Annotated in this window: 14 protein-coding genes; 8 read left to right on the top strand and 6 right to left on the bottom strand. The window is 64.0% G+C overall.

Annotated elements, in window-relative coordinates; translation table 11 throughout:
• The first annotated feature begins 4 nt into the window (after positions 1-4).
• From O3299_RS06175 to O3299_RS06185, 3 genes are all read left to right on the top strand, one after another.
• Complete coding sequence (locus O3299_RS06175; RefSeq protein WP_289898046.1) at positions 5-448, top strand: hemerythrin domain-containing protein; 444 nt, start codon at positions 5-7, stop codon at positions 446-448.
• 35 nt (positions 449-483) lie between these two features.
• Positions 484-1,395, top strand: coding sequence for a hypothetical protein (locus O3299_RS06180; RefSeq protein WP_305061784.1), 912 nt, complete (start codon positions 484-486; stop codon positions 1,393-1,395).
• A 218-nt stretch (positions 1,396-1,613) separates the two neighbouring features.
• Complete coding sequence (locus O3299_RS06185; protein ID WP_305061785.1) at positions 1,614-2,183, top strand: DUF1439 domain-containing protein; 570 nt, start codon at positions 1,614-1,616, stop codon at positions 2,181-2,183.
• Between the two features lie 8 nt (positions 2,184-2,191).
• Here the strand turns inward: O3299_RS06185 and O3299_RS06190 are convergent, their stop codons facing one another.
• Positions 2,192-2,428, bottom strand: coding sequence for a hypothetical protein (locus O3299_RS06190; RefSeq protein ID WP_305061786.1), 237 nt, complete (start codon positions 2,426-2,428; stop codon positions 2,192-2,194).
• Between the two features lie 241 nt (positions 2,429-2,669).
• On the opposite strand from O3299_RS06190, the gene O3299_RS06195 reads away from it, so the two are divergent.
• Positions 2,670-4,718 (top strand): M13 family metallopeptidase, encoded by a 2,049-nt coding sequence (locus O3299_RS06195; protein ID WP_305061787.1) that lies wholly within the window; start codon positions 2,670-2,672, stop codon positions 4,716-4,718.
• A gap of 32 nt (positions 4,719-4,750) precedes the next feature.
• On the opposite strand, the gene fdx is transcribed toward O3299_RS06195, so the two are convergent.
• The 4 genes from fdx to lpxO form a co-directional block, all read right to left on the bottom strand.
• Positions 4,751-5,083 (bottom strand): ISC system 2Fe-2S type ferredoxin, encoded by a 333-nt coding sequence (gene fdx, locus O3299_RS06200; protein WP_289905099.1) that lies wholly within the window; start codon positions 5,081-5,083, stop codon positions 4,751-4,753.
• A gap of 89 nt (positions 5,084-5,172) precedes the next feature.
• Entirely contained in the window at positions 5,173-5,805 is a 633-nt protein-coding gene (locus O3299_RS06205) for a carbonic anhydrase (RefSeq protein WP_099664103.1), read from the bottom strand.
• A 43-nt stretch (positions 5,806-5,848) separates the two neighbouring features.
• Positions 5,849-6,262, bottom strand: coding sequence for a DUF6331 family protein (locus O3299_RS06210; protein ID WP_305061788.1), 414 nt, complete (start codon positions 6,260-6,262; stop codon positions 5,849-5,851).
• Positions 6,263-6,345: 83 nt separating this feature from the next.
• The gene (gene lpxO, locus O3299_RS06215; RefSeq protein WP_099664101.1) at positions 6,346-7,245 is read right to left on the bottom strand and encodes a lipid A hydroxylase LpxO; all 900 of its coding nucleotides are present in this window, start codon (positions 7,243-7,245) and stop codon (positions 6,346-6,348) included.
• 143 nt (positions 7,246-7,388) lie between these two features.
• On the opposite strand from lpxO, the gene O3299_RS06220 reads away from it, so the two are divergent.
• The 3 genes from O3299_RS06220 to O3299_RS06230 all read left to right on the top strand — a co-directional run bounded on the left by O3299_RS06220 (position 7,389) and on the right by O3299_RS06230 (position 10,314).
• Positions 7,389-7,823, top strand: a complete 435-nt coding sequence (locus tag O3299_RS06220; RefSeq protein ID WP_289905097.1) for a hotdog fold thioesterase — start codon at positions 7,389-7,391, stop codon at positions 7,821-7,823.
• 266 nt (positions 7,824-8,089) lie between these two features.
• Complete coding sequence (locus tag O3299_RS06225) at positions 8,090-9,670, top strand: methyl-accepting chemotaxis protein (RefSeq protein WP_305061789.1); 1,581 nt, start codon at positions 8,090-8,092, stop codon at positions 9,668-9,670.
• Positions 9,671-9,777: 107 nt separating this feature from the next.
• On the top strand, positions 9,778-10,314 hold the full coding sequence (locus tag O3299_RS06230) for a hypothetical protein (RefSeq protein ID WP_305061790.1): 537 nt from the start codon (positions 9,778-9,780) through the stop codon (positions 10,312-10,314).
• A 111-nt stretch (positions 10,315-10,425) separates the two neighbouring features.
• On the opposite strand, the gene O3299_RS06235 is transcribed toward O3299_RS06230, so the two are convergent.
• Complete coding sequence (locus tag O3299_RS06235; protein ID WP_305061791.1) at positions 10,426-11,919, bottom strand: MFS transporter; 1,494 nt, start codon at positions 11,917-11,919, stop codon at positions 10,426-10,428.
• A 109-nt stretch (positions 11,920-12,028) separates the two neighbouring features.
• On the opposite strand from O3299_RS06235, the gene O3299_RS06240 reads away from it, so the two are divergent.
• Positions 12,029-12,949, top strand: coding sequence for a LysR family transcriptional regulator (locus tag O3299_RS06240; RefSeq protein WP_305061792.1), 921 nt, complete (start codon positions 12,029-12,031; stop codon positions 12,947-12,949).
• Positions 12,950-13,199 lie beyond the last annotated feature (250 nt).

A 13,199-nucleotide genomic window follows, 5' to 3' on the forward strand; every position in this document is an offset into this window, starting at 1 on the left:
CGCCATGAACGCGATCAGTTTATTGATGCAGGACCATAAGGCTGTGAAGGCTTTGTTTGCACAATATGAAGGCTTGAGCGACCGCTCATTTGCCACCAAGAAAAAGCTGGCCGATCAGATCTGTCAGGAATTGACCGTGCACACGCAGCTGGAAGAAGAAATCTTTTACCCGGCCGTGCGCCGCCCCATCCACGATGGCGATCTGATGGATGAAGCCGTCGTCGAGCACGCGAGCGCCAAGGAACTCATCGCGCAGATCGAAGCGATGGACCCTGCCGACGACCTGTACGACGCCAAGGTCAAGGTGCTTTCCGAACAGATCGAGCACCACGTCAAGGAAGAAGAGGGCGACATGTTTCCCAAGGTGCGCCACACGGCCGTCGACCTGGACGCGCTGGGCAAGGAAATGGCCGCGCGCAAGGAACAGCTGACGGGCGTCGCCGCCTGAACGGCTTAAACAATCAACAACCAAGGGAGAATTTCATGCAAGCTACACAACTGTCCGTCTCGGACTTGAACAATCCGGGCGTCTCCTGGGGCGCCGTGCTGGCGGGCGCTGCCGCTGCGGCCGCCTTGTCCTTCATCCTGCTGATCCTCGGCGTGGGCCTGGGCCTGTCGTCCGTGTCGCCGTGGTCGTTCAATGCGACGGCCATCGGCGTGTCGACCATCGCCTGGCTGGCCTTCATGCAACTGGCCGCGTCCGGCATCGGCGGCTACATGGCGGGCCGCCTGCGTGTGAAATGGAGCTCCATCCACACGGATGAAGTGCATTTCCGCGATACGGCGCACGGTTTGCTGGCCTGGGCCGTGGCCACCCTGATCACCGTGGCAGTGCTGGCCGGCGGCACGCGCGCCGTGCTGAGCGGCGCCATCGATGCGGGCAGCGGCGTGGCGGCGGCAGTTGGCCCGGCCGTAGGGGCGGGCGCAGCAGCGGCAGGCGCCAAGGCGGGCGAGGGCAGCAGTGCCAATCCGCTTGATTACTACTCGGACATGCTGCTGCGCGCCACTCCGGCGGCCGGGGCGGGCGAAGCGGGCAGCGTGGCTACCGGACAGCGCGGCGAAATCGGCAAGATCTTCGCCACCGGCCTGTCCACGGGCAGCCTGGCCGCCGATGACCGCGCCTACCTGGGCCAGGTCGTCGCCAGCCGCACGGGCTTGACGCAGGCGGAGGCGGAAGCGCGCGTCGACGCCGTCTACGGCCGCGCCGCCAAGGCTGCCGCCGACGCCAAGGCGCAGGCACAGCAAGCGGCCGATACGGCGCGCAAGGCCGGCGCCCACACGGCGCTGTGGATGTTCGTCGCCTTGCTGCTGGGTGCTTTCGTGGCCAGCCTGGCCGCCACGTTTGGCGGCCGCCAGCGCGACCATGAGCGCGTGCTGCGCCATGTGACCATTTAATTCACCGATTAATCCACCAATTCAATCCAGGAGACTGCCATGCGTTCCATCCTCTTGCTGTTGCTGGGCATTCCATTGCCCATCGTCATACTGATCGCCCTGTTCGTGCGCTGACACGGCAAACATCTGAACCGGCGCCCGCTGCAAGGCGGGCGCCGGTTTTTGCGTGAAAGCGGGCGCATGTGTAATATGGCGCCATCTTTCCACCGAGACTATCCATGAACGTGACCGCCTTTCGTCCCTTGCTGAAAATCGCCGCCATCGCCGCCTTGGCTTGCAGCGCGCTGGCCGCGTGCTCCACCCTGATCGGCCCGCGCGACGTGAATGTGTCGCTGAGCAAGATGCAGCAAGGCCTGGAGCGCCGCTTTCCCATCGATAAACGGGTGCTGTCCGTGCTGGACGTCAAGCTGACGCATCCGCAATTGTCGCTGCAGCCCGAGCGCGAAAGAGTCGCTCTCAGCGTGGACGCCAGCGTCTTGCCGCCATTCATACGCCAAAGCTGGCGCGGCAGCCTGGCCATGTCGGGCCGCCTCGTGCTCGACCCCCAGCGCAACGCCGTCTACCTGAGCGAAGCGAGCGTGGACAAGGTGACCATCGACGGCATGGACGAGTCGCAGCAGCGCCAGTTCGCCAAGGTGGCCAGCCTGGTGGCCGACCAGCTCATGCACGAAACGCCGATCTACACCTTCAAGCCGGACGAATTGCGCTATGCGGGCGTGCAATTCGTGCCCACGCAGATCCGGACCACGGGCAACGGGTTGACGGTGACGTTCGAACCGGTGAAATAAGAAAGTAGCTAGGCCTGGAACGCGGGCGTGGTGATTTGCGTGGCCGTGTTGTTGCGCGGCGTCGCCTCTTCATGGAACAGGTCCGCCAGGTATTCGCATAACGCATCGCCTTGAATATCGTCGGGAATGATGAAATCGGCGGGCCGGCGCTTGCCTTCCGCGCCGAGATAGAAGGCGCGCCATGCTCCTTGATGCCCCCGGACGGCAATCAGCATGCCGAAAATATTGAATCTGCATTCCTGCATCAAACTTCTCCAGTCCAAGAGCCAGGCAAAAAAGGTGGTGAGCGACAGGTATGGCTATTGCCAGATGGTAACATTTGCCGATCATCGGCGCGGGCGCGAGGCGTGCTGCAACGCACATCGGATCATCAGGATTGTTCAACCGACATTGTTTCCCCACAAGCATGCCGACTATAATCCGGCCTCTCATGCCTGGATACAGCATGTTCCCCAACATGAAGTCAAAACAATTAAAGGAATCTTCGTGAAACGTTCGCTTATCAGCGCCGCCTGCTGCGCCTTGTTCGCCTTGTCTTCGCCGTCGCTGCACGCCCAGCAAGGCGCTACCGCCGCCGCACCCGTCTCCGGCATCGATCTGAAAACCCTGGACCCGGCAGTCAGCCCCCGTGACGACTTCTACGGCTACGTCAACGGCGTCTGGACCCGCAATACGGACATCCCGGCCGACAAATCCGTCTGGGGCACGTATATCGAATTGCGCGAAATCGCGCAGGGCCAGTTGCGCGGCCTGATCGACGCCACCGTCAAGAACCCCGGCAAGCCCGGCAGCGAGGCGCACAAGATCGCCGACCTGTACACGAGTTTCATGAACGACAAGGCGCGCAATGCGGCCGGCTTCAAGCCGCTGCGCGCCGAGCTGGCCCGCGTGGCTGGCGTGAAAGACAAGAAGGACTTGCCGGTACTGCTGGCTTACCTGCAAGGCAATGGCGTTGCCACGCCGTTTTCCGCCTACGTGGCGCCCGATGCGCAAGACCCCGAGCGCTACACGGTCAACATCAGCCAGTCCGGCCTGGGCTTGCCTGACCGCGATTACTACCTGAAGGATGACGACGCCAAGCTGCAAGCCGTGCGCGCCAAATACCTCAAGCACGTCGAAACCATGCTGGCCATGAGCGGCGACAAGGCCGCCGGCGCGCACGCGGCGCAAATCCTCGACCTCGAAACGCGCCTGGCGGCGGTGCAGTGGACGCGCGTGCAGATGCGCGACCCCGTCAAATCGTACAACCGCGTCGATTTCGACAAATTCGCGGCGCTGGCGCCGGCCTTCGACTGGAACGCCTACTTTACGGCTGCCGGCCTGGCGCCGAAAGCCGCCTCGGCCGTGGTGCGCCAGCCCAGCTTCATGACAGGTTTTGCCGAGACGGTGGCCGCCGTGCCGCTGGAAGCGTGGAAGAGCTACCTGAACTGGCGCATCATCGAAAGCTATGCCTCCTACCTGGATAGCGCCACTGTCAAGGAACGCTTCGCCTTTGATGGCACGGTGCTGCGCGGCGTGCCGCAAAGCGAACCGCAGTGGCAGCTGGCGCTGCGCTTCACGGATAACGCCATCAGCGACGCCGTCGGCAAGCGCTACGTGGAAATGTATTTGCCGCCGGAAACCCGGCCCCGCGTGATGGCCATGTTCGACAATTTCGTCGCCTCGTTCAAGGATGGCATCGAGCAGCTGGACTGGATGGGCCCGGAAACCAAGAAGGAAGCCCAGCTCAAGCTGGCCGCCCTGAAGCCGAAGATCGCCTATCCCGCTACCTGGCGCGACTACGGCAGCATGAAGACGCAGCCGAACGACCTGATCGCCAACGTGCGCGCCGCGCGCGCGTGGAGCCGCCAGCAAAACCTGGCCAAGCTGGGCAAGCCGGTGGACCGCGACGAATGGTCGATGACGCCGCAAACCGTCAACGCCAGCTACAGCCCGGCCCTCAACGCGATCACGATCCCGGCCGCCATTTTGCAGCCGCCGTTCTTCAACGTGAAAGCGGAAGACGCCGTCAATTACGGCTTGCTCGGCATCACCTTCGGCCATGAAATCAGCCATGCCTTCGACGATTCGGGCAGCCAATACGACGCCAAGGGCCGTTTGCGCAACTGGTGGACGGCGGAGGACCGCGCGGCCTTCAAGGCGCTGGCGGCCGGGCTCGTCAAGCAATACGGCGCCTACAGCCCCGTGCCTGGCTACCACATCAACGGCGAACTCACCCTGGGCGAAAACATCGGCGACAATTCCGGCCTGTCGATCACCTACAAGGCGTACCAGCGTTCGCTCGGCGGCAAGCCGTCGCCCGTCATCGATGGCTTGACGGGCGAACAGCGCCTGTACATCGGCTTTGCGCAGAAATGGCGCGCGAAATTGCGTCCGGAGGCGGCCATTGCGCAGATCAAGAGCGACCCCCATTCGCCGGGCGAATTCCGCGCCAAGGGCACGGTCAAGAATCAGCCCGGCTTTTACGAAGCGTTCGGCATCAAGCCGGGCGACCCGATGTATCTGCCGCCCGAGCAGCGCGTGATCATGTGGTAATCAGGTAGGGCGTTGGGCAAGCGCGCCGGGGACTATTCCTTGGCGTGGTTGAGCGTGTACCTGGGCAGTTCAAGCGTCAGGTCTTCCTGCGCCATGCGCGCCTGGCAAGACAGGCGCGAATGGGGCTGCAAGCCCCAGGCCTGGTCGAGCATGTCTTCTTCATTGTCGCCAAGTTCGTTGAGCGAGTCGAAACCCTGCACCACGACCACGTGGCAGGTGGAACAGGCGCCCACCTGGCCGCACGCGTGTTCCATGTCGATCTTGTTGAGCAGCAAGGCGTCGCAAATGCTCATGTTTTGCGGCGCGTCAAACACGGCGCCTTCGGGGGCCAGCTCGGGATGGGGTAATACGGTGATGGTTGGCATACGATAATCTCCTTGAGTATCGCTACCTTGCACCTTCCCGTCTGGACAAGGTCAAGCGCAATGTTGCGCCTGACGGGGATGGCTTGCGCCTACAGCTTCGAGGCCGGATGTTCCGCGAGCGGGACAAACTGGCCGGTGGACTCGTCGAGCGCATCGAGCGAGCCATTTTCGATGTCATACACCCAGCCATGCAGGGTCAGGCGCTTTTGCGTGATGCCCAGCGCCACCGAGGGGTGGGTGCGGATGTTGTTGAGTTGCGCCACGACATTGGCGCGCACCATGCCGTCGATGCGGTCCTGTTCCGTCGCATGCTCGATCGATTCATTGATCATGCGCGCCGCGTCAGAGTGTCGCAGCCAGTTCTTGACTGCCGGCATGTGATCGAGGCAGGTGCAAGTGGCGATGGCTTTCATCGCGCCGCAATCGGAATGGCCGCAAATGACGATGTCCGTCACATTCAGGGCCGCCACGGCAAATTCGACGGACGCGCTCACGCCGCCCGGTTCCGGGCCGAACGAGGGCACGATATTGCCCGCGTTGCGGATCACAAACAGTTCGCCAGGCTCGCGCTGCGTCACCAGTTCCGGCACCATCCGGCTGTCGGAGCAGGAAATGAACAAGGCCTTGGGCGTCTGTCCCGTGGCCAATGTCTTGAACAGCTCTCGGCGTTCAGGAAAGACTTCCTTCTGGAAACGTAGAAATCCGGCAATGATGTCGCGCATAAATAAGAGAAGAGAGTGGTGTGAACCCGTATTATCGCCTATGTCAGCGCGGCTGGCTTGCCGGCCGGCCCGTTTCAGGGGACGCCGTGCAGCGCTCGACATGCTCGAGCAATTGCAGGAACACGCGTTTGTCGGCCATGTGGTTCAGCGTGTTGCTCGTGAAGACGTCGCTGGCGGCCGCTGCCACGGCGTTGCGGGCTTGCGCGCAGGCGCCGTGCAGTTGCGCGCGGTCAAGGTCTACCAGCGCCGCAGCGATACCTTCGGGCGTGAAATCGAAGGCATCCATGCCGCAACAGCCGGCCACGCAATAGGTTTCCAGGCGGCAGATCAGCGGCCACAGGCCGTCCAGCAGGGCATCGATGTCGATGGCCTGGTCATAGCGGCCGTCAAGGCGGATGAACTCGATCCATGCATCGTCGCCGATCTGGATATCGTACTGGCGGTCGCGTTCGGTCATTTTCAGATTTTCCTGGTGAGTGGCATCGCATTATAAAAAAAACCGCCCGAAGGCGGTTTTTGTCAAACAGGCGATGCCGGCATCTAGATAAAGTAGATCAGCGCGATCACGCCCACGACGAGGGCCACGCGGGTGACCTGGTACGCCGTCTTGTTCCACGCCTTGAAGCGGCGGCGGTACTGGCCCATGGTCCAGGAAATCTGGAACAGCTTGCTCACGCCGCCCACCTGGTCGCCCAGCTCGTTTGGCGAGGCGGCGGCCGTCATCAGGGTGCGGCCCAGCCAGCGGTTCAGCGCTTGCGCCCAGCGGTAGCGCATCGGGCGCTCGATGTCGCAGAACAGGATGATGCGGTCGCTGTCGGCGTCGTTGCGGGCCCAGTGGATATACGTTTCATCGAACATCACGGCCTGGCCGTCGCGCCAGCTGTGGCGCTCGCCATCGACATCGATGAAGCAGCGGTCGTCGTTCGGCGTCTGCAAGCCCAGGTGGTAGCGCAGGGAGCCGGCGAACGGGTCGCGGTGCGGGTTGAGCTTGCCACCCTGCGGCAGTTCCGCGAACATGGCCGCCTTGATCGAGGGAATCGATTGCAGCAGCGCATAGGTTTGCGGGCACATCTGTTGCGCCGACGGGTGGTTCGCGTCATACCATTTCAGGTAGAAACGCTTCCAGCCATACTTGAAGAAGGAATTGAAGCCCACGTCATTGTTCTTTTCAGCAGCCTTGATTTTTTTCATTTCCTGCATGCGCAGCGCTTCATCGCGGATGATCTGCCAGTTCTGCTGCAGCGGCGCCAGTTCCGGGAATTGCTCGACGGCTAAATAGGGCGTGGCCGGCACCTTGGAAAAGGTGTGCATGAACAGGTTCAGCGGCGCCATGAACGAGGAGTGATCGAAGATCTGGCGGCGGAACGGCAGGCGCACCTTGCCACGAAAATGAATATGTAAAACAGAAAACACAAAAATGCCCAGCAAGGCCCACTTCATACACAACCTCGTTTTTTAAGAATGGGGCAATTATAACCAGTTAATGCCGGCGCCACCCCGTGCCACGGTGAAGGAAAGATGAAGCGGCGCGCGGCAGCGCTCTGTCCTACAATGGCTGTTCTCCCCACTGATATGAGGTAACGATGGAAATCTGGCACGCACCGCTCGACCTGGCCACCCTCAACGCCGCCAGCGAAGGCACGGCCATGCGCCACCTGGGCATCGAATTTAGCGCCTTCGGCCCCGACTGGATCGAAGCGACCATGCCCGTCGACCACCGCACCATGCAGCCTTTTAAACTGCTGCATGGCGGCGCTTCCGTGCTGCTGGCCGAAACCCTGGGCAGCATGGCCGCGAATGCCTGCCTCGATTCCAGCCGGCAAGTGAGCGTGGGCCAGGAAATCAATGCCAACCACGTGCGCGGCGTGCGCGGCGGCCAGGTGACGGGGCGCGCCACGCCGATCCACCGGGGCCGCACCAGCCAGGTCTGGGAAATCCGCATCACCGACGACGACGGCAAGCTGTGCTGCATCTCGCGCATCACCATGGCCGTCATCGATACGCCAGGCCAGCGTTAATTGTCTTTTTTGATATGCGTCAAGGCATTAAAAGTGAGCGCGTGGAATCATCCATAACGCTGTTCGCTTATAATTCAGTGTGCTGTTGTATGGCGCAGGGTATGTCCCGCGCGCCTGCATTGCCCGAAATTAGAAGCTGACTGCCCAAAAAACGCCAGTTAGAGACCCATCCTGCGCCATGCAGGAAAGGCAACACGACGGCGAGCAGATCGCTGGTTTTTAAATAACCAGCAACAATCAACTTTATTTACAGGGCAATAACAACAATGATGTCATTCAATCGTTTGACGATAGGCGCGCGCCTGAGCGCAGGCTTCGGGCTGCTGGTGGTATTCATGCTGGTGCTGGCGGCTTTCGCGCTGCTGCGCATCGGCGCCATCTCCGGCGCCATGGACGCGCAAGACAAAGTCCAGCTGGAAAAACTCGAACCGCTGTACGTGGCGCGCGAAGCGCTCGACCAGACGGGCCTGGCCGCCCGCAACGCGTATATCTTCCATGACCAGGCCGCCGCCGAAAAAGAGCTGGCCATCCTCGACAGCCAGAAGGCGCTGTACCTGGAAGCGCTGGCGCGCCTGGCGCCGCGGTTCGCCGGCGATCCGCAATTCGAAAAAGTCAGCGCGGGCTTGAACACCATGGCGCAGCAATTGCAGCGTCCGCGCCAGTTCCGCGCCACGGGGCAGATGGAACAGTACGGCACCTTCCTCGTCGAGGAGTGCAGCCCCCTGCGGCGCCAGATCGTCGCCGACATCGATACCGTGCTGAAAAACGTGCAGCGCGAATCGGAGCTGGCCAGCGTGGCCGCGCGCGCCATCTACGGCCAGTCGCTGCGCTGGATCGGCGTGCTGGCCGCCCTCAGCGTGCTCATTTGCATCTTTGTTGCCACCGTCATCACGCGGGGATTGCTGCGCCAGCTGGGCGGCGAACCGGGGTATGCGGCCTCGATCGCGGGGCGCATCGCGCTCGGCGAACTGGCCATCGACGTGCACACGCGCCACGGCGACGACAGCAGCCTGCTGTTTGCGATCAAGACCATGCGCGACAACCTGGCCGCCATCGTCGGCAAGGTGCGCCACGGTACGGAAAGCATCGCCACGGCTTCGACCGAGATCGCCTCGGGCAACCGCGACCTGTCGCAGCGCACGGAGCAGCAGGCCGGCTCGCTGGAAGAGGTCGCCTCATCGATGGAAGAACTGATTTCCACCGTGCGCCAGAATGCGGACAATGCGCAGCAGGCCAACCACCTGGCGCGCGAAGCGTCGAAGGTGTCGGAGCAGGGCGGCAAGGCGGTGGCCGAAGTCGTGCACACCATGAGCCTGATCAATGCCTCGTCGAACAAGATCGTCGACATCATCGGCGTGATCGACAGCATCGCCTTCCAGACGAATATCCTGGCCTTGAACGCGGCCGTGGAAGCGGCGCGCGCGGGCGAGCAGGGACGCGGCTTTGCCGTCGTCGCCACGGAAGTGCGCAACCTGGCGCAGAGGTCAAGCGCCGCCGCGCGCGAAATCAAGCTGCTGATCGACGATTCCGTCAGCAAGGTGGGCACGGGAACCTTGCTCGTCGAGCAGGCCGGCGTCACCATGCATGACGTGGTGGCCGGCATTGGCAGGGTGACGGGCATCATGGCCGAGATCAGCCACGCCACGCAGGAGCAGGGCGCCGGCATCGAGCAAGTCAACCGCGCCATCGTCGACATGGACCGCGTGACCCAGCAAAACGCGGCCCTGGTCGAGCAGGCGGCCGCCGCCGCGCATGAATTGCAGCAGCAGGCGGCGCAGCTGGAACAGGAAGTGGGCATCTTCAAACTGGCCAAGCCGGCCAACGGTCCGTTGCGCCTGGCGGCCTGACGCCGATAGCGCGGCAGCGCGGCGCGCCATGCGCCGCGCTCCACAGCCATGCGCGAACAGTCGTATTCCGCGCTACAATGAGCGCTGGATCACCGCCAGGACTACTCATGCAAGTGCGCAGCAGCCATGATCTCTCCAGCCCGGACGACGACGGCCCGGCGCCTCCCGTGCTGCAGCTGGCCCTTGCCGGCCTCGGCTGGGGGTTACTCACCTGCATGCTGTGCTTTGCCATCCTGTTCCTCACCAAATGGCTGTTGCCGCCTGAATACTGGGGCGCGCACACGGGCTTGTCCAAGTTCAAGCGCGAAATGTCGCTGCCCCTGCTGGTGTTCTGGGTCGTCATCTATTCCCCCATCCTGGAAACCTTCCTCGGCCAGCTGCTGCCGCTGGAAATCCTCCGGCGCCTGGGCGCCAGCCGCCAGCTGAGCATTTTTATCGGCGCCGTCCTGTGGGCCATCGTGCATTTCATCAGCGGCGGCTTGCTGCACGCCATCGTCGCGCTGGGGTCGGGCGCCATGTTCAGCTTTGTCTACCTGCGCTACCGCGGCCCCAGTGTGGCCGTGGCCTACGCCACAACGACTTTTTCCCGCGCCTGCAACAATATCGCCATCCTCGTTGCCGTGTTTTACGGCCTGGACGCCTAGGACGCCTGCCCAAACCTGCTGCGCGTCGGTATAGATGGCCTGCGATGCTCACCGTACCTGAGTACGGTTGCGCTTCTCGACCACCTCTACCTTCCGCTCGCGACGGTTTTGTCAAGCGTCGTGAAGTTCTCTTTTCTTGAGTAAATACGGCACCAGCGCCGCCAGCGCCACGGCCAGCACGGCCAGGCCATTGAGCAACTGGCGGAAGGCCGCGTCATAGCTGGCGCGCAGCAGCGCTTCGTGGCCGCCCAGCAGTTGTGTTGCCTGTTGGATATCGCCGAGCGCGGCGCGGCTGGCGGCGGCCAGCACGGGCAGGCCGGCGGGCAGCTGGTGCTGCAGCGCGGCGCCGATCAGGCTGGCCAGCACGGCGCCCGCCAGGGCCAGCGCCACGCCATCGGCACTGATGCGCACGGTATTGAAGATGCCCGTCGCCATGCCGGCCCGCGGCGTGTCCACCACGTTCAGGGCCATGCCATCCATCAAGCCCCACGGCAAGCCGATGCCGGCGCCCACCAGCAGCAGCGGTCCCGCCAGCGCGGCGGTGCCGCCGTTGCCCAGCACTTGCGCCAGCCAGGCCAGTCCGGCGGCCGCCAGCAGCAATCCCGCCGCGCACACGGTGCCGGCCTTGAACCAGCGCAATAGCAGCGCCGCCAGCATGGGCACGACCAGCAGGGGCGCGGCCAGGGCGATCATCAGGCGGCCCGCCGCCAGCGGCGACACGCCGTCGATGCCGATGAAGCGCCCCGGCAGCATGACGATCAGCACGATGAACAAAAAGGCGGGCGAGGCGGCCAGCACTTGCACGGCGACAAAGCGGCGCTGGCGGAACAGGGTCAAGTCCAGCATGGGCCGCGCCGTCCTGCGTTCGACCGCGACAAACACGCAAAACAGCAGCGCGGACGAGGCGATGGACAGTTGCACGGCGCCGTTGCGCCAGCCATGTTCGGGTGCCAGCAGCATGCCCAGGGTCAACAGGGACAGCGCGCCGCTGAAGCTGAGGGCGCCGGGCCAGTCCAGCCGGCCCTGGGCACGGGGCGCATCGGCCGGCACGCTGGCCAGCACCAGCAGCGCGCCGATGGCGCCCAGCGCGGCCGTGGCGTAAAAGATGGCGGGCCAGCGGGCCAGTTCCAGCATGGCGCCGGCCGCCAGCGGGCCGAAGGCCAGGCCCAGGCCGAACGTCGTGCCCAGCACGCTCATCACCCGGCTGCGCGCCGCGCCGTGGAACAGGGGCGCCAGCGACGACATGGCGGCGGCGAACGCGGCCGCGCCGCCCAGGCCCTGCACGAAGCGCAGCGCGGCGACCAGCGCGACGGACGGGGCCATGGCGATGGCCAGGGTGGCCGCGCAAAACAGGGCCAGGCCCGCCAGCCAGACGCGGCGCCGGCCCAGCACGTCCGTCAGGCTGCCGGCCACCATCATGGCGCTGCCATAGCTGAGGATGTATGCATTGATGACCCAGTTCAGGGCGGCGGCGCTGCCGCGCAATTCGGCGCCGAGGGCGGGCAGCGCGACGGCCGGGCCCGTGAAGCACAAAGGAATCAGCAAGCCTGTCAGGCAGGCGGCCAGCACTTGCAGGGCAAGCGTCAAACGTGGGGAAGAGGGCATGGAAGTGGGCTCGGATAGAAGGAGCGGCAAGTATGGCGCGCCCGTCATTGAAGAAAAATGGGCTAAACTGATCAACATATCGGACACATTTGTCTTTAATGGGGAGCGCATGGATAGTCTCGGCGGCATCGCCATGTTCGTACAGGTGGCCGACAGCGGCAGTTTCTCGGCCACGGGCCGGCTGCTGGGCCTGTCTTCGTCGGCCGTGGGCAAGAGCGTGGCGCGCATGGAAGCGCGGCTGGGCGCGCGCCTGTTCCAGCGCAGCACGCGGCACCTGGCGCTGACGGCGGAAGGGGAAAAGTTCCTCGAGCGCTGCAAGCGCATCCTGGCCGAGGTGGAAGCGGCCGAGCGGGAATTGAGCGAGGCCAGCAGCGGCCCCAGCGGCCGCCTGCGTATCAGCCTGCCACGCTACAGCGGCTTGTTCGAGCCGGCCATCGGCGCTTTCATGCAAGCCTATCCCGCCATCGAACTCGATCTCGATTTTTCCGACGCCATGGTCAACCTCGTCAGCGACGGCTTCGACGCCGTCGTGCGCACGGGCGAGCTGGCCGATTCAAGCTTGATGCGGCGCAAACTATGCACGTTCCGCCGCTTGCTGGTGGCGTCGCCTGCCTACCTGGCGCGCCATGGCTGGCCCGCCGATGGCGCCGCGCTGCTGCGGCACGCCCGCCTGGACTACCGTTTTCCCGCCACGGGCCGCCTGGAGCCGTGGCCGCTGATGGACGCGCTGGCCCAGCCGGCGTCCGGCATGGTGTGCAACAGCGTGGAAATGCGCGTCTTCCTGGCCTTGCAAGGGCAGGGCATCGCCTACCTGCCCGCGTTCGCCGTGCAGCGCGAGCTGGCGGCGGGGCAACTGGTTTCGCTGCTGGACGCGCATACGCAGGCGCGCACGGCATTCTGGCTGCTGTGGCCGGCCAGCAGCCATTTGCCGCCGCGCTTGCGCGTGTTCATCGATTTCCTGGTGGCGCAACTGCAGGACCAGACGTTCGGCGCCCGGCCGTCAAGCGAGAGCTCTCCCCCAGCCGCCTGAAACCAGACGCCATCGCAGCGGGCGCGCCCGCGCGCTTCCTTCCCCGCCTCCCTTCCAGCATGCAGTGTGACATTTGCATGACAAATAACAGTGCTACACCCGCTTGAACGTCAATACGGCGTGCATGCGAGGCGGCGTTCAATCGCGCGCCGTCCCTGCGCCGAAAGTGCCGGACCGTTGAAGGTGCACGCTGAACTGCAAGTGGAGGCGGCCGGAACTTTTGCCTTGCATGTCAGCTTGCGCCGACATA

It is taken from the genome of Janthinobacterium sp. SUN176 (assembly GCF_030587335.1).
GTDB lineage: Bacteria > Pseudomonadota > Gammaproteobacteria > Burkholderiales > Burkholderiaceae_D > Janthinobacterium > Janthinobacterium kumbetense.